This window comes from Brachybacterium vulturis (genome assembly GCF_043641765.1).
Taxonomy (GTDB): domain Bacteria; phylum Actinomycetota; class Actinomycetes; order Actinomycetales; family Dermabacteraceae; genus Brachybacterium; species Brachybacterium vulturis_A.
In genome coordinates this window covers 26,616-42,615 of sequence record NZ_JBHZRO010000001.1, presented here as the reverse complement: position 1 = coordinate 42,615, position 16,000 = coordinate 26,616, and the positions used below count along the sequence as shown (strand labels likewise).

At 71.7% G+C, this 16,000-nt stretch carries 14 protein-coding genes; 11 read left to right on the top strand and 3 right to left on the bottom strand.

Annotated features, from left to right (window positions below):
- The first annotated feature begins 58 nt into the window (after positions 1-58).
- From ACHUEU_RS00185 to ACHUEU_RS00165, 5 genes are all read left to right on the top strand, one after another.
- Positions 59-622, top strand: a complete 564-nt coding sequence (locus ACHUEU_RS00185; RefSeq protein ID WP_394213845.1) for a DUF421 domain-containing protein — start codon at positions 59-61, stop codon at positions 620-622.
- Positions 623-663: 41 nt separating this feature from the next.
- On the top strand, positions 664-1,089 hold the full coding sequence (locus ACHUEU_RS00180; RefSeq protein ID WP_394213844.1) for a MerR family transcriptional regulator: 426 nt from the start codon (positions 664-666) through the stop codon (positions 1,087-1,089).
- Positions 1,090-1,225: 136 nt separating this feature from the next.
- The gene (locus tag ACHUEU_RS00175) at positions 1,226-2,779 is read left to right on the top strand and encodes a SulP family inorganic anion transporter (RefSeq protein ID WP_394213843.1); all 1,554 of its coding nucleotides are present in this window, start codon (positions 1,226-1,228) and stop codon (positions 2,777-2,779) included.
- A gap of 247 nt (positions 2,780-3,026) precedes the next feature.
- Positions 3,027-4,748: an ATP-binding protein gene (locus tag ACHUEU_RS00170; RefSeq protein WP_394213842.1), complete on the top strand. Its 1,722-nt coding sequence runs from the start codon at positions 3,027-3,029 to the stop codon at positions 4,746-4,748.
- 83 nt (positions 4,749-4,831) lie between these two features.
- Complete coding sequence (locus tag ACHUEU_RS00165; protein WP_394213841.1) at positions 4,832-5,257, top strand: GNAT family N-acetyltransferase; 426 nt, start codon at positions 4,832-4,834, stop codon at positions 5,255-5,257.
- An 11-nt stretch (positions 5,258-5,268) separates the two neighbouring features.
- Here ACHUEU_RS00165 and ACHUEU_RS00160 read toward each other — a convergent pair whose 3' ends face one another.
- Positions 5,269-6,060: an SDR family oxidoreductase gene (locus tag ACHUEU_RS00160; RefSeq protein ID WP_394213840.1), complete on the bottom strand. Its 792-nt coding sequence runs from the start codon at positions 6,058-6,060 to the stop codon at positions 5,269-5,271.
- A 123-nt stretch (positions 6,061-6,183) separates the two neighbouring features.
- Here ACHUEU_RS00160 and ACHUEU_RS00155 point away from each other — a divergent pair, with 123 nt between their 5' ends.
- From ACHUEU_RS00155 to ACHUEU_RS00145, 3 genes are all read left to right on the top strand, one after another.
- A complete protein-coding gene (locus ACHUEU_RS00155) occupies positions 6,184-7,170 on the top strand; it encodes a phosphotransferase enzyme family protein (protein WP_394213839.1) in 987 nt (328 codons plus the stop codon).
- A gap of 97 nt (positions 7,171-7,267) precedes the next feature.
- Positions 7,268-8,209, top strand: coding sequence for an aldo/keto reductase (locus tag ACHUEU_RS00150; RefSeq protein ID WP_394213838.1), 942 nt, complete (start codon positions 7,268-7,270; stop codon positions 8,207-8,209).
- A 107-nt stretch (positions 8,210-8,316) separates the two neighbouring features.
- Positions 8,317-8,916, top strand: a complete 600-nt coding sequence (locus ACHUEU_RS00145; protein ID WP_394213837.1) for a CueP family metal-binding protein — start codon at positions 8,317-8,319, stop codon at positions 8,914-8,916.
- Positions 8,917-8,943: 27 nt separating this feature from the next.
- Here the strand turns inward: ACHUEU_RS00145 and ACHUEU_RS00140 are convergent, their stop codons facing one another.
- Complete coding sequence (locus ACHUEU_RS00140; protein WP_394213836.1) at positions 8,944-11,046, bottom strand: heavy metal translocating P-type ATPase; 2,103 nt, start codon at positions 11,044-11,046, stop codon at positions 8,944-8,946.
- A 225-nt stretch (positions 11,047-11,271) separates the two neighbouring features.
- On the opposite strand from ACHUEU_RS00140, the gene ACHUEU_RS00135 reads away from it, so the two are divergent.
- Positions 11,272-11,934 (top strand): carbonic anhydrase, encoded by a 663-nt coding sequence (locus ACHUEU_RS00135; RefSeq protein WP_394213835.1) that lies wholly within the window; start codon positions 11,272-11,274, stop codon positions 11,932-11,934.
- A 255-nt stretch (positions 11,935-12,189) separates the two neighbouring features.
- On the opposite strand, the gene pabB is transcribed toward ACHUEU_RS00135, so the two are convergent.
- Positions 12,190-13,998 carry an aminodeoxychorismate synthase component I gene (gene pabB, locus ACHUEU_RS00130; protein WP_394213834.1) on the bottom strand — a complete coding sequence of 603 codons (1,809 nt, stop codon included), beginning with the start codon at positions 13,996-13,998 and terminating at the stop codon, positions 12,190-12,192.
- Between the two features lie 146 nt (positions 13,999-14,144).
- Between pabB and larC the strand changes: the two genes are divergently transcribed.
- Positions 14,145-15,560, top strand: a complete 1,416-nt coding sequence (larC, locus tag ACHUEU_RS00125) for a nickel pincer cofactor biosynthesis protein LarC (RefSeq protein ID WP_394213833.1) — start codon at positions 14,145-14,147, stop codon at positions 15,558-15,560.
- A 42-nt stretch (positions 15,561-15,602) separates the two neighbouring features.
- Positions 15,603-15,989 carry a cupin domain-containing protein gene (locus tag ACHUEU_RS00120; RefSeq protein WP_394213832.1) on the top strand — a complete coding sequence of 129 codons (387 nt, stop codon included), beginning with the start codon at positions 15,603-15,605 and terminating at the stop codon, positions 15,987-15,989.
- Positions 15,990-16,000: the final 11 nt, after the last annotated feature.

The following is a 16,000-nucleotide window of genomic DNA, read 5'->3' as shown; positions in this document are numbered from 1 at the left end:
CACGCTCCGATTCACGCCCCGATTCGGCCTCCGACGGCACGCATGCCACGCTGACGGCATGGATCTGAGCTACTTCTGGACCGGATGGGCCCCTATCTGGCACACCCTGCTGATCGGCATCGTCGGCTATCTGACCCTGGTCATCCTGCTGCGGGGGACGGGGCCGCGCACGATGGCGAAGATGACCTCGCTGGATTTCGTGATCGCCGTGAGCCTCGGTTCGGTGTTCGGCCGCGTCGTCACCGCGGAGAAGGTGAGCCTCGCGCAGGCGGTCGTGGCGCTGGTGCTGCTGGTGGTTGTGCAGTGGGTCCTGGCGTTCGCCCGCGCCCGCTGGCGCCTCATGCGTCGGATCCTGGACTCGCCTCCCGTCCTGCTCTACTACGCCGGTCAGCTGCAGCACGGGGCGCTGCGCAAGCACCGACTCACCGAGGTCGACGTCCATACCGCTGCTCGCCAGTCCGCGCACGGCTCCCTGGCGGGCGTCCAGGCGGTGGTCCTGCATCAGGACGGTTCGCTCGGGGTGATCGGGGAGGACTCGATGGGGGACGGCTCCAGCCTGCTGCCGTTCATCGAGCGCCACCGGGGGGACGAGGCGCCGCACAGCACCCAGCACGGGGGCTGATGCTCTCGGGGTGCGCGGTGAGCGTGAGGCACACTGGCGCCATGGACGAGGCGGGCGGGGAACCTGGGCTATTGCACATCGGTGCGGTCGCCGACCGCACCGAGCTCAGTCTGCGGACCCTGCGGCACTACGACGAGATCGGGCTCGTCCGCCCGTTCCAGCGGAGCGAGGGCGGGTTCCGTCTCTACTCGGAGCAGGACGTCGAACGGATCCTGCTGATCCGCCGCATGAAGCCCCTGGACTTCACCCTGGAGCAGATGCGCGAGCTGCTCGACAGCACCCACGACGTCGCCCAACCGGATCCGCCGGCCGAAGCACGGGAGAAGCTGCGCGAGCTCGAGGCGATCGCGATCGCACGTCGCTCCGCGCTGGAGCAGAAGGTCGCCATGGCCGACGAGTTCCTCGCCCGCCTGCGCTCGCTGACCTCCGCAGCGGCACCGGACGATCCGGGGCGACGGACGGACTGAACCGAGCGTGGGATATGGATCACCACTCACCCACCGGACCCACGACCCTCACGTAACGTGAGGGTCGCGTCGTGTGGCCCCCACGGAGACGTTCCGTGCCAACGAGCCCACTCCCTCCCCCACGTCAGGACGACCCGTGAGCCCCTCCGCCGCCCCGGCATCGACAGACACCGCGCCCCAGCACTCGCAGCAGCAGCCCGCCACCGTGCGCGCCGCCCTGCGCAGCCCCCGCCGCCTGCGGACCGAGGTCCTCGGCGGCCTGGTGGTCGCCCTCGCCCTGATCCCCGAGGCGATCTCCTTCTCGATCATCGCCGGGGTCCCGCCGCAGGTGGGCCTGTTCGCCTCCTTCACCATGGCGGTCACGATCGCCGTCGTCGGTGGCCGTCCGGCGATGATCTCCGCCGCGACCGGGGCTATCGCCCTGGTCATCGCTCCCGTCGCCCGCGAGTACGGGATGGACTACCTCGTCGCCACCGTCCTCCTCGCCGGACTCCTGCAGATCGTGCTCGCCCTGCTGGGGGTGGCGAAGCTGATGCGCTTCATCCCTCGCAGCGTGATGACCGGCTTCGTCAACGCGCTGGCGATCCTCATCTTCACCGCTCAGCTCCCCCACCTCTTCGGGGAGGACATCCCCTGGATCGTGTATCCCCTGGTCGCCGCGGGCATCGCGATCATGGTGCTGCTGCCGCGGGTGACCACCGTGGTGCCGGCACCGCTGATCGCGATCGTGCTCATCACCCTCGCGGTGCTCGCCGCCGGCTGGACGATGCCGAACGTCTCCGATCAGGGCGAGCTGCCCGACTCGCTGCCGGAGCTGTTCTTCCCGGACGTCCCGCTGACGCTCGAGACGCTGCAGATCATCGCCCCCTTCGCGCTGGCGATGGCGCTGGTGGGGATCATGGAGTCGCTGATGACCGCCAAGCTGGTCGACGACATCACCGACACCCACTCGGACAAGACCCGCGAGACCTGGGGCCAGGGCGTCGCGAACCTGGTCACCGGGTTCTTCGGCGGCATGGGCGGCTGCGCCATGATCGGGCAGACCATGATCAACGTGAAGCAGTCCGGGGCCCGCACCCGCCTGTCCACCTTCCTGGCCGGCGTCTTCCTGCTGATCCTGGTCGTCGCCCTCGGGGACGTGGTGGGACTGATCCCGATGGCGGCCCTGGTCGCGGTGATGATCATGGTCTCCGTCGGCACCTTCGACTGGCACAGCATCCGCCCCACCACGCTGCGGATGATGCCCTGGCCCGAGACCGCCGTCATGCTGGTCACCGTCGTGGCGACCGTCGTGACCGACAACCTCGCCATCGGCGTGGTGCTCGGTGTGCTGACCGCCATGGTGCTGTTCGCCCGACGGGTCGCCCACCTGGTCGGGATCGAGAAGGTCTGGGAGACCGACGTCGACGGCGACGGCGCCATCGACATCCGCCGCTACGCCGTCAAGGGCCAGCTCTTCTGGGCCTCCAGCAACGACCTCGTCTACCAGTTCGACTACGCCGGCGACCCCGAGACCGTGATCATCGATCTCACGGCCGCCGACATCTGGGACGCCTCCACCGTCGCCACCCTCGACGCCGTGCAGTCCAAGTACGCCGCCCGCGGCAAGGAGGCCCGCATCATCGGCCTCGACGGAGCGAGCCTGCAGCGGCTCGAGCGCCTCTCGGGGAATCTCGGCGGGGGCCACTGAGCCCTGAGCCACCGATGGGGGCTGGTGGGGCCAGGTCTCGGGTTCTGACGTGCTCGGGTCGGTCCTCTCGAAACGTGAGGGCTTGGGGGCTCACCCGTTCGAGAGCACTCGTGCACGCGAGCTGCCCCGTAAGCAGCTGGGCGCCGACCATCAGAGTGGGCGCCTGACTCTAGAGAGTGATTCCTTCACTCTAGAAACAGGACTCCTCACTCTATTCACTGAGGCGTACAGTGAATAGAGTGAGGGCATGGGTCCCCGAGAGCTCCAGGAGCATGTCTCCCGTCTGCGTCGGCGACGACAGGACGACGCACACGTTGAGGCAAAAGCTGCCGCAGGAGGCATGCCGAAAGACGTCTGGCGCAGCGTGTCCGCCTTCGCCAACACCGATGGCGGACTCATCATCCTCGGATTGGATGAGACGAGCGGATTCCTCCCGGCACACGGCTTCGACCCCCGACGAACACTCGACGCCGTCCTCGACGCGTTCGACACCTCACCCGAGGCGCATCCGAAGATCACCCCGATCCCACCGCACGAGATCGACCGAGGCGACGTGGACGGGGCCCCCGTCGTCACCATCCACATCGACGCAATGGATCGAGTCCCCGGCGCGAAGCTGCCCTGCTTCGTCACATCGCAGGGGATCGAATCGGGGAGCTACAAGAGGGTCGCCGATGCGAACAAGCGCCTCACCCCGTACGAGGTCTACCTCCTGCACTCGAAGAGGGAAGCCGACCGTTCCGACCGGACGCCGATCGAGGGCACGACGATGGCGGACCTCTACACCGACCTCGCGACCCGCGCCCTCGAGCGGCTGCGCACCCACAGTCGAGCACTCACCGGAATCGAGACCACCGATCTTCACGGGGGTCTGCGCCGGATCAATGCCCTCACTGACGAAGGGGTGCCGACTCTGGGCGGCTACCTGGCGCTCGGGGTCTATCCGCAGCAGGAGTTCCCGAACCTGGTCATCGATGTCGCAGTACATCCCGGGACGGAGAAGGCACAGGACCCGACGACCCGGTTCCTGGATCGTCAGCGATGCGACGGCCCCCTGCCTCAGGCCATCGACGATGCCGTGCGCGCTGTCCTGAGAAACCTTCGCACCCGTCGTGTCGTCGGCGGCACTGCAGGACGGGACATCCCGGAGATCCCCGCCGATGTCCTTCGGGAGGCGATCACGAACGCTGTGATGCATCGGGACTACTCGCCATACACTCGCGGTCAGCAGGTCGCCGTGGACGTATACCCGGATCGCGTCGACGTGAAGAGCCCAGGAGGGTTCTGGGGAGACCGCACTCGCGAGAATGTCGCAGAGGGATACTCGACCTCGCGCAATGAGGGCCTCGCCCAGCTCTTGAGAGTCGTCCCCATGCCGGACGGCCGGTCGACCGTCGCCGAGAATCAGGGCTCGGGTGTACCGCTGATGGTCGTCGCGATGCGCAGCCACGGACTGCCGGCTCCGGATTTCCGTCCTTCCTCCATCGACCACGTCGTGGTGAGACTCTCCCGCTTCGGCCTGATCGATCCGCACATGCAGGAGTGGCTGGACGGACTCCCCCAGCACGACCGGCGAAGCCGGGAACAGGCGATAGCCCTCGCCCTGTCGAAGCTCAACGGCCAGGTCTCCGTCGCAGATCTCCGGAACAATCTCGGACTCGACTCGGACGACTGCCGAGATGTGCTCGCCGAGCTCATCGCAGACGGACTGCTCGTGGGCATGAACGATGGACCCTATGTCTTGACCGACCTGCAGATGACAGCTGTGGCCTCAGGTGCTCGCTGGGAGGTCCTCTCGATCCTGGATCCCGCCACCGAGATGTCCATCGCAGAGATCGCTGACATCACCGGCAAGACACGCACCGCACTTCGTCCGCTCCTCCGCGATCTCGTCGAGCAGGGTCTCGTCGTAGCCACTGCCGCACCCCAGAGTCGGAATCGTAAGTACGTGCTTCCTCCCTCCCGGTGACCTGGTGCCGCTGAAGAAGCCGAAGCGGCTCAGCCGGACCCCCGCTGAGCGGACTCACCGCGACCTCGGGCTACCGTGGCGCCATGACTGCCACCGTCATCGCCTGCACGGCCTCCGACCTGCCCGCTCCCACTGAGGCGGTCGCGCTCTACGACGCGGTGGGTTGGAGCGCCTACACCGACCATCCCGAGACCCTGTGGGAGGGCCTCGCCGGCTCGCTGCGCGTGGTCATCGCGCGCCACGAGGGACGGCTCGTGGGCCTCGCACGGGTGGTCGGCGACGGCGCGACCATCTGCTACCTCCAGGACGTGCTCGTCCATCCCGACGCCCGACGCGAGGGCCTCGGCGGACGGCTCGTGCAGGAGGCCTTCGCCCCGTACGGCGATGTCCGCCAGCACGTGCTGATCACCGACGAGGAGCCCGGGCAGAAGGTCTTCTACGAATCACTGGGGTTCTCGCAGTTCGGTGCAGCCGTCCCGGGGCGCGCCTTCGTGCGCTTCGGCTCCTGATCAGGTCCCGCTCAGACGCTCTGCCAGATGTCGTCCCCGCGGCGCAGGGCATCGAAGCCGCCGTCGACGAAGAGCACCTGACCGGTCATGCGGGCGTTCGCGGCCGAGACCAGGAAGGCGTGCACGGCTGCGACGTGCGCCGCCTCGGCGACCCCGTTGTAGGGGGCGGGCATCGCGTCATCGGCCATCTTGCGACCCTCCTCGCTCGCGAAGAGCTCCGTGGTCATCCCGGTGCGCACCTGGCCGGGGCCCACACCGTTCAGGCCGATCCCGGCTCCCGCATACTCGGGGCTCGGCGCCGCGCGGCGGATCCAGCGGGAGATCGCCCGCTTGGAGCTGGAGTAGTTCGCGTACCCGGCCTCCGGGCCCTGCGCGGCGAGCGCGGCACCCCGGGCGATCGCCGCCTCGGCGTCTCCCGCCAGCAGCAGGTCCACCAGCTGCGGATCGTTGCCCTGCAGGGTGGCGGCGGAGGTGGTCACGCTCACCCGCGGGCCCTCGGCCGCCGCCAGCTGTGGGCGCAGCGCCTCGATCAGCTGCACGGTGCCGAGGTAGTTGATCTTCACGGACAGCTCGGAGGGGGCCGAGACCCCGGCATTGGCGACCAGGCCATCGAGCACCCCGCCGGTGCGCTCGGCGATCTCGGCGGCGACCCGCTCGATCTGCGCCGGGTCGGAGAGGTCGCCGATCACATCGCCCTCGCGCAGATCGATGCGGAGCACCCGGTCACCCCCGGCTTCCAGGAGTTCGGCGGTGGCCTTCCCGATCCCTGAGGCGGCTCCGGTGACGACGATCGTGCGTGCCATGAGGTGGTCCCTTCGATGATGGCGAGAGCGCCCCCTGCCTGCAGGACGCTGCTGTTGCTCCAGCGTAATCCGGGGATCTCCGGCCCTCCGGGCAGGAGGTCCCGACGGCAGTACCGTGAGCCCATGCTGAACCCGGGATTGTCCATGCTGTGGGAGACGGTCGATGCGGAGCAGGCGCTGCGGGAACGCTTCGGCCTGGCGGGACGGGCCGCTGCCACCCGCCTGCTCACGGCGCTGCTCGCCGAGCACTGGGGGATCTCCGTGCAGGCCCTCCCGCGTCTGACCCTCAGCGACCACAACGCGATCGCCTGGGTGGGCAGCGATCACGGGCCGCTGGTCGTGAAGCTCTCGAGCGCGCAGGACCGGTTCACACAGCTCGCGGCCTCCACGCGCCTGCTCACCGAGCTCACCGCCCGGGGAATCCCGGTCCCCGCACCTCTGCCCTCACGCAGCGGGTCGGTGCGCCTCGAGGTCGACGGTCCCGCCGGTCCGCTCTCCCTCGCGGTACTTCCGGAGGTCCCAGGGGACTGGCTCGACGTCTCCGACCTGCATGCCGTGCATGCCGCCGGCGCCTGCCTCGCCGCCCTGCACGGCGCCCTCGGGGACATCACGGTCGAGGGCCTCTCCCACCAGTACCCACGTCCCCAGCCCGACCGCATCTCGGGTTGGCTCTGCGACCGCGACCCGGGCCCTCTCCCCGCCGCCTCCGACCGCCTCGCGGAGCTCCTGACCGGGCTGCCTGCCCCGGAGGACTCCCCGCAGCTGATCCACGGCGACTTCCGCGCCGCGAACCTGCTGGTGCGGGACAGCGGGATCGCGGCGGTGCTGGACTTCGACGAGGTCCGCCTCGACCACCGGATCGCCGACCTCGCGCAGGCCGGCACCTACCTGGCGACGCGATTCCGGGGGTGGGGCCCGACGCCCCTCCCGGCTCGGGCCGCGCTCCGCGCCGGCTACGAGTCGGTGCGGCCGCTGGATCCCCTGGGGTCGCGCTGGTTCGAGACGCTCACGCTGTGGATGGGGATCGCGGCGATCCCGTCGCAGGACGACGGCCGGTGGGCGAGGGCTGCCGACGCGCTGTCCGGCGCACAGCCCGGCCCTCGCGGGTGATATCCCCTGGTGCGCCCCCGCTACCGGGAATAGGCTTCCCCGCGGTGGTTCCCGCTCGCCCTCCGGCGAGGCCGCCGACCACGAGGAGCGAACGACGATGCAGTACTCCCAGCTCGGTCGCACCGGTGCGACCGTCTCCCGGCTCGTGCTCGGGACCATGAACTTCGGTCCCCACACCACGGAGGAGGACGCTTTCGCGATCATGGACCGCGCCCTGGACTCGGGCGTGACCTTCTTCGACACCGCCAACGGCTACGGCGGCACGGACCGTCGCGGCTGGACCGAGGAGATCATCGGCCGCTGGCTCGCCTCCCGCGGCCGGCGCGAGGAGATCGTGCTCGCCACCAAGGTGTTCGGCGAGATGGGACCCGGCAGGAACGACCGCGGGCTCTCGGCCCTGAACATCCGCCGCGCCGTCGATGCCTCGCTGCGCCGCCTGCAGACCGACCACATCGACCTCTATCAGATGCACCACGTGGACCGCTCCGCGCCCTGGGAGGAGATCTGGCAGGCGATGGATCTGCTGGTCGCGCAGGGGAAGATCAGCTACGTCGGCTCCTCGAACTTCGCCGGCTGGCATCTCGCACAGGCCAGCGAGACCGCCCGCGCCCGGCACAGCCTGGGGCTGGTCTCCGAGCAGTCGCTGTACAACCTGCTGACCCGCGATATCGAGCTCGAGGTGCTGCCCTCCGCCGAGCACTACGGCCTCGGCGTCATCGCCTGGTCGCCGCTCGCGGGCGGCCGCCTCGGCGGCCGTTCCGGGCAGGGCGTGCGTCGCGGCGACGTCGAGCCCACCGCCCAGCTGGACCGCTGGGAGGCCTTCTGCAGGCAGCGGGACCTCGCCCCCGGCCCGGCGGCTCTGGCCTGGCTGCTGCACCGCCCCGGCGTGCTCGGCCCCATCATCGGCCCCCGCACGATCGACCAGCTGGACTCGGCGATCGGCGCGGTGGACATCTCCCTGAGCGAGGACGATCTGATCGCGCTCGACGAGATCTTCCCGGGCCCCGGCGGCCCGGCCCCGGAGGCCTACGCCTGGTGACCGGCCGTCACCGAGGTGACGGTCGCCGGCAGCGGCCTCACGGCCCGCGCACATCCGTGCCCGGTACCGTCCGGACCGACCCGCCGCCACGTCTGGAGGACCCTGCCGTGCTCATCCCCCGCCCCACCGTTCCGCGCCGCGCCCTGCTCGGCGGCCTCGTGCTGTCCCCCCTGGCCCTCTCGGGCTGCGGGGCCGACCGCGAGCCGGCTGCACCGGCAGCCCCCGCGCAGGACCTGCTGAGCGCGCACGGCCTCGCCGGCCACGAGTCACGGGAGATCATCGATCTGCTCGAGGCGCTGCCCCTCGCGGAGCGGCCCACGGATCTGCTCGCCTCGGTGCTGCCGGACCGCGTGGAGCTCTCCGATGCCGCGGGCCGGGAGGTCTCGCTCCCTCTCCCGGAGGGGGAGGCCTACGTCTCGGTCGCACCGTTCGTCGAGGCCACGCACGAGTGCTTCTTCCACAGCCTCACCACGTGCCGGGGCGAGCTGCAGGAGCAGAGCCTCGCGGTCCACCTGACCACGTCCGCCGGGGAGGTGCTGCTCGACGAGACGCTCACCACGGCGCCGAACGGCTTCCTCGGCCTCTGGCTCCCCCGGGACCGGCGGTTCACGCTGAGCCTCACGCACGACGGCGCGAGCGCCTCGACGCCGCTGGCCACCGATCCCGAGGCTCCCACCTGCCTCACCACGATGCAGCTGGGCGCCTGAGCCACCGCGCGGTGGCACGGTGCGGGCTCAGTCCGTGGGCGTCTGCCCGAGCAGGCGCGCGCCGCTGGCCTGCGGCCGCAGATCCAGTCGGCGCAGCAGCTGCGCGTTCAGCGCCACCACGATCGTCGACAGGGACATCAGCAGCGCCCCCACGCTCATCGGCAGCACGAAGCCGATCGGGGCGAGCACGCCCGCCGCGAGCGGCACCGCGAGCAGGTTGTACCCGGCCGCCCACCAGAGGTTCTGGCGCATCTTCCGGTAGGCGGCGCGGGAGAGCTCGAGCACGGACAGCACCGAGCGCGGGTCGGAGGAGGCCAGCACCACCCCGGCGGAGCCGATGGCGACATCGGTCCCGGCGCCGATCGCGAGACCGACGTCGGCCTGGGCGAGCGCCGGGGCGTCGTTGACGCCGTCGCCGACCATCGCGACCTTCCGTCCCTCCTGCTGGAGGGTCGCGACCGTGGAGGCCTTGTCCTCGGGCCGCACGCCGGCGAACACCCGGTCGATGCCGAGCTCGGCGGCGACGGACTCGGCCACCGCCTGCGCATCGCCGGTGAGCATCACGACCTGCACGTCCTGGGTGTGCAGCGCAGCGACGGCGTCACGCGACTCGGGACGGATCTCGTCGACGAGCCGCAGCGCGCCGATGACCTCCCCGTCCGCGAGGACGTGGAGCACGGTCGCCCCTTCCCGGTGCCAGGCCGCAGCCCCGGCCAGCTCCTCGGCCTCATGCTGCTCGAGCAGGTACGGCCCGCCCACCTCGACGAGGCCTCCGTCCACGGTGGCGCGCACCCCGACCGCCGGGGAGGAGGTGAAGTCGTCCCCGGCACGGTAGCCGATCTCGCGCTCCTCGGCGGCGCGCACGATGGCCCGAGCCAGCGGATGCTCGCTGGGGGCCTCGGCCGCGGCGGCGAGGGCGAGCAGCTCGTCCTCGGTGCGCCCGGCACCGGGCTCGATCCCGGTCACCGCGGGCTCGCCCTTGGTGAGGGTGCCGGTCTTGTCGAACAGCACGGTGTCCACGGTGCGCATCTGCTCGAGGGCCAGGCGGTCCTTGACCAGCACGCCGCCGCGGGCGGCGCGCTCGGTGGCGATCGAGACGACCAGCGGGATGGCGAGGCCCAGGGCGTGGGGGCAGGCGATGACCAGCACGGTGATCGCCCGGATCACGGCCTGGTCCGGGCTGCCCAGCAGCAGCCACACCACCGCGGTGAGGATCGCGGCGCCGAGCGCGAACCAGAACAGCCAGCCGGCGGCGGTGTCGGCGAGGCGCTGCGCGCGCGAGGAGGAGCTCTGCGCCTCGGAGACGAGGGCGCGGATGCCGGCCAGCGCGGTGTCGTCACCGGTGGCGGTGACCTCGAGGCGGACCCCGGAGTCGGTGGCGACGGTGCCGGCGACCACCTCGTCTCCGGTGTCCCGCCGCACGGTGGTGGATTCTCCGGTGATCATGGATTCGTCCATGCTCGCGGAGCCGTCGACGATCCGGCCGTCCGCGGGCACGGAGGCGCCGGGACGGACGAGGACGATGTCCCCGACGACCAGCTCCGCCGGCGCGACGGTGACGACCTCCTCCCCCACGACCTTCTCCGCCTCATCGGGCAGCAGCGCCGCCAGCGAGTCCAGGGCCGAGCCGGTCTGCGCGAGGGAGCGCATCTCGATCCAGTGGCCCAGCAGCATGATCACGATCAGCAGCGCCAGCTCCCACCAGAAGTCCAGCTGCGGATCGAGCACCCCGAGGGTCGAGCCCCAGGAGGCGAGGAAGGCGACGGTGATCGCGAGCGCGATCAGCAGCATCATCCCCGGCTGCCGGGAGCGGATCTCGTCGGCGCCCCCGGTGAGGAAGGGCCTGCCGCCCCAGACATAGAGGACGGTCCCGAGCAGCGGGGAGATCCAGGAGATCCAGCCCGTCTCCGGCACCTCGAGGCCGACGAGCCCCGCGATCATCGGGTTCAGGGCGACGACGGGGATCGCGAACACCAGCATGATCCAGAACAGCCGCCGGAACTGCGCGACATGATCACCGTGCCCCGAGTGGTCGGAATGATCGGAGTGGCCGGGGTGCCCCGAGTGGCTGTGGGATCTCTCGACCCCGTCATGGCCGTGCGGGACGTCGAGCGTCTGCTCGTCTCTCATGCCTGCCGCCTCTCCCTCGCGCGTGATGGAATCTCTGCAGGTTATACCCCCTAGGGGTATTTCTCAAGAGCGGGTCGCCGCCCCTGCTCCACCCCCGTCCACCGACCGCGGCGAGATCGTGCGGCAGGTGGCCGGCTCTCCTTCGAGGTGAGGGGAGCGCAGGAGTATTCTGCGGCGGGGTCGGCGACCGCCGGCCCCACCGACTCACCCGAAGGAATCCTCGCCATGACCTCTCCCCGCGTGACCGTCCAGCAGGCCTGGGACGCCCTCGTCGAAGGCAACGAACGGTTCATGGCGGGAGACCTGCACCACCCCCAGCAGAATGCGGCCCGCCGCAGCGAGCTGCGCGGCAGCCAGGCGCCGAACGCGGCCTTCCTGGGCTGCTCGGACTCCCGCGTCGCGGCCGAGATCCTCTTCGACTGCGGTCTCGGGGACCTGTTCGTGGTGCGCAACATCGGCCAGATCGCGAACGAGAACACGGTCGCGACCATGGAGTTCGCCGTGGCGGAGCTGGGGGTCGCGGTGATCGTGGTGCTCGCCCACGCCTCCTGCGGTGCGGTGAGGGCCGCGATCGACCAGACCACCGCGACCCCCAGCGAGGTCACCCCCGCGATCCGCAAGGAGCTCGAGGCGATCCAGCCGTCCGTGCAGCTGGAATGGTTCGCCTCCCAGCAGGTCAGCCCCTATGTGGATCCGGCCCTGATCGAGGCGGACGCGGTGGGTCGCCGTCACCTCGACGAGACGGTCAACGCCCTGATGCGGCAGTCGACGGTCATCTCCGACGCGGTCGCCGCGGGCGAGCTGGGCATCGTGGGCTGCCAGTACCAGCTGGAGGAGGGCCGGGTCTCCCCGATCTCCTGGGTGGGGCGCCTCGACGTCGCCCGCTGACGCCCGGCGGGAGCTCCGCACGGGTGCACGGGCTCCGCCACGACGAGGAGCTGGCTGTGGCGGCGCAGCTGGCCTCCACGGACTCCGCCCCCTTCGTGCATCGCGACCAGCATGGTCTCGCTCCCGGCTCCCGGGCCGACGTGGTGCTGCTGGAGGCCGCGAACGTGCAGGATGCGCTGCTGCGCACCCCGCGGCGCGAGCTGGTCCTGGCCGGCGGTCGGGTCGACGTCGAGGGCGGCGAGCTGGTGAGCACCCTCAGGGCCGCGCACGGCGACTGCTCGCGGTGCCGGCGTCGGCGGTGTCGTGCTTCGGCCCCTCCACCAGCACCGCCGGACGCCACCCCCGGGCGGAGCTGAGCACGGCCAGCTCCTCCGCCCCGCGCAGTGCCTGGACCGTCAGCGGGCGCTCCTCCAGCTCCCCGCGCTCCAGCGCGAGGCGCCGCCCCACCCCGGCCAGACCTCCGTCGGCCAGCGGCGGGGTGCACCAGGTGCCGTCGATCCGGGCGGCGAGGCTCGAGATCGTCGTCTCGACGGCCCGTCCGTGCGCACCGAGCAGCACCACGTCGTCCGCACCGGGGTGGCGCTCCCGGGCCGCGGTGAAGTGGCCTCGCACCGTGGTCTTGTGGCCGCTGAGCCCGGGAGGGAAGGCGGTGCGCACGGTGTCGAGCGCGAGCCGCACCGGTGCGGGCGTCGCGGCCAGCGGGCGGGAGGTGATCTCCACGCTCCCGTCCCGCCGCAGCGCGATACGCAGCAGCGCGGCGTCGGTCCCTACCTCGGCGGCGGCCTGCCGCGCGGCGGCCTCGAGCGCCTCCCGCTCCGCCGATATCCCGAAGTGCGCCGCTGAGGCACACAGCCGATCCAGATGCGCATCGAGATGCCGGGCGACACCGTCCGCGACCGCGAAGGTCTCCAGCAGGGCGAAGGGGTCCCGGGTCCCCACCGGCAGCACGGCGGCCTTGACCAGCAGCTCCTGGTACTCGTCTTCGGCGGTGGAGGCCCAGGTGATGCCGCCGCCGGCGCCATAGGCCGCGGCGCCGTCGGCCCCGTCGATCACGACGGTGCGGATCGCGACGTTGAAGCGGGCGCGCGGCTGCGGGCCCGGGGCGAGGTAGCCGAGCGCCCCGCAGTACACCCCGCGCGGGGCGTCCTCGAGCTCGGCGATGAGGTCCATGGTGGACAGCTTCGGGGCCCCGGTGATCGAGCCGCAGGGGAACAGCGCCTCGAGCGTCTGCACCAGGCCGGTCCCGGAGCGCGGCCGGCCCTGGACCGTCGAGGTCAGCTGCCACAGCGTCGGGTACTCCTCGACCCGCAGCAGCTCGGTGACCTGCACGCTGCCGGGTTCGCACACCCTCGCGAGGTCGTTGCGCAGCAGGTCCACGATCATCACGTTCTCGGCGCGGTCCTTCTCGCCGGCCAGCAGCGCGTCCCGGGCGGCGCGGTCCTGCTGCGGGCTCCGCCCCCGCGCGGCGGTCCCCTTCATCGGGGCGGCGCGCAGCCAGTCGTCCTCCCAGGTGAAGAACGATTCGGGGCTGGCGCTGACCACGGTGTGCCGGCCCAGGTCCAGGAAGGCGTGATGGGCGCCGCGCTGACGATGCGCGAGCTCGCCGTACAGCCCGAAGGCATCACCGGCGAACGTCGAACGCAGCCGGGTGGTGAGATTGCACTGGTAGGTGTCGCCCTCGGCGATCGCGGCCCGCACCGCCTCCACCCGCTGCGCATGCTCCGCCGCGGACCAGTCCGGCACCCACGGCCCGAGCTCGTACCCCTCCCCCGTGGTCAGCGGCGGCGCGACCTCGTCGGGCCCCTCCGCGATCCCGAACCACACCAGGGGCAGACCCTCCTGCGGGGCGTGGACGCGAGCAGCCGCATCCAGACCCGCGGCGGCCTCGTAGGCGATCATCCCAAAGGCCCAGGCGCCGCCGGCCACCGCCTCCTCGACCTCGGCCAGCGCCGACCGCACCTGCGCAGGGCGGTCGGCCCGGATCACGCGCTGGGCCCGCGCGAACTGCAGGCTGCGGCCGGCGACGACATCGTCGAAGCGGGCGACGGGGGCGGGGACGGTCATGAGGGGCGGCTCCGAGGATCCAGGCGGTGCGGGGCGGGACGGTGAACGAGGATGAGGGCATCATCCCTGATCGCAGAGCGCCGCGAGGGTGGCAACACCCGCTCACCGCCGTCCCGGCCGTCTCCTCGCGGCCTACGATCGAGAGCATGACCTCGACCTCGTCCCCCGCCCCCGTCCGCCTCGCCTACATCGACGCGACCGCGGGGATCGCCGGCGACATGCTGCTGGCCGCCCTGATCGACGCCGGCGCCGATCTCGAGCGCGTCCAGCGGGTGCTGGAGGCGGTGGTCCCGGGCTCGGTGCGGCTCGTGCGCAGCGACGTGGACCGCGGCGGTCAGCGGGCGGTGAAGATCGACGTGGAAGTGCTGGTCGAGGACCCGCCGCACCGCACCTGGGCCTCGATCCTCGCCCAGCTCGAGCAGGCCCGCGCCGACGCCGCCGTCCCGGAGCGCACGATCGACCTGGCCCTGGCGGTGTTCGGCCTCCTCGCCGAGGCGGAGGGCGCGATTCACGGGGTCCCGTCCGAGGAGGTCCACTTCCACGAGGTGGGCGCGCTGGACTCCCTGGCCGATGTGATCGGGGCGTGCGAGGCCTGGCGCCAGCTGGGCATCACCGAGGGCGCGGGCAGCGTGATCGCGGTGGGCTCGGGCCGGATCCGCGCCGCCCACGGCGACATCCCGGTGCCGGTCCCGGCGGTGGCCCGCCTCGCGCTCGGCTGGCCGACGGTGGCCGGCGAGCTGCTGCCGCCGCGCGGGCACGCGCACGGTCACGACCATCCGCACCCCCAGGGGGGCCGCGCCGGCGAGGTCCCCGACTCCGCTGCCGCGCTGCCCGCCCACGCCCAGGGCGGGCCCCACGCGCACGGCGGCCGCCGGGTCCCCGCCGGGGTCGCCCCCGGCATCGGTGAGCTCGCCACCCCCACCGGCGTGGCCCTGATGCGCGGGCTGGCCGCCTCCCACGGACCGCAGCCGATGCTGGTCACCGAGGCGCTCGGCGTCGGCGCCGGCACCAAGGACACCCCTGGCCGTCCCAACGTGATGCGGGTGCTGGTGGGTCACCCCGTCGGCCGCCCGGACACCGCACCGGCGCCCGACGCCCACGACACCCCCACCGCCGCGATCCAGCTCGAGGCCAACGTCGACGACCTCGACCCGCGGCTGTGGCCGCGCCTCATCGACGAGCTGCTCGAGCAGGGCGCGCTGGACGCCTGGCTCACCCCGATCACGATGAAGGGCGGCCGTCCCGCGATCACCCTCCACGCCCTGGTCAGGGACGGGGCGGAGCAGAAGTTCTCGGCGCTCATCATGGACCGCACCGGCACCCTCGGAGTGCGCAGGCACCGGGTGGAGCGCCACATCCGCACCCGAGAGTTCGCCGAGATCGAGGTGCAGGGGCAGCGGATCGCGGTGAAGATCGCGCGCGATGCCGAGGGCGCCGTGGTGCGCCGCGAACCGGAGTTCCGGGACGTCGCCGCCGCCGCCCGGGTGCTCGGCATCAGCGAGCGGGCGATGCTGGAGCTGGCGAAGGAATCCGCGACAGGACTGACGGAACCGGGCGACTGACGGATACTGGACAGGGACATCACTGCTCACCCGGAGGTTCCCATGGCTGCCCTGTTCGACGCGATCACCACGACCCTGGACCGGGCCCGCAAGTCGGAGCACGGCCGGCATGCCGAGCTGCTGGTCCACGACGGTCCCCTGCGGCAGACCATCATCGCGCTCCTGCAGGGCGTGCGGCTGTCCGAGCACAACTCCCCGCCCGCCGCCTCCATCCAGATGATCCGCGGCCGGGTGACGGTCACCGGCCAGGAGACCGTGACCCTCGAGACCGGGACCATCGCGGCGCTGACCCACTACCGGCACGCGGTCGAGGCGCTCGACGACTCCGTGTTCCTGCTGACCACGGTCACCAGCGTCCCGGGCGCGGAGAGCCACCATGCCCCCAGCATCCACACCAGCGAGACGCTGCGGGTGCGCGAGGACGACTGAGACGCCCCAGC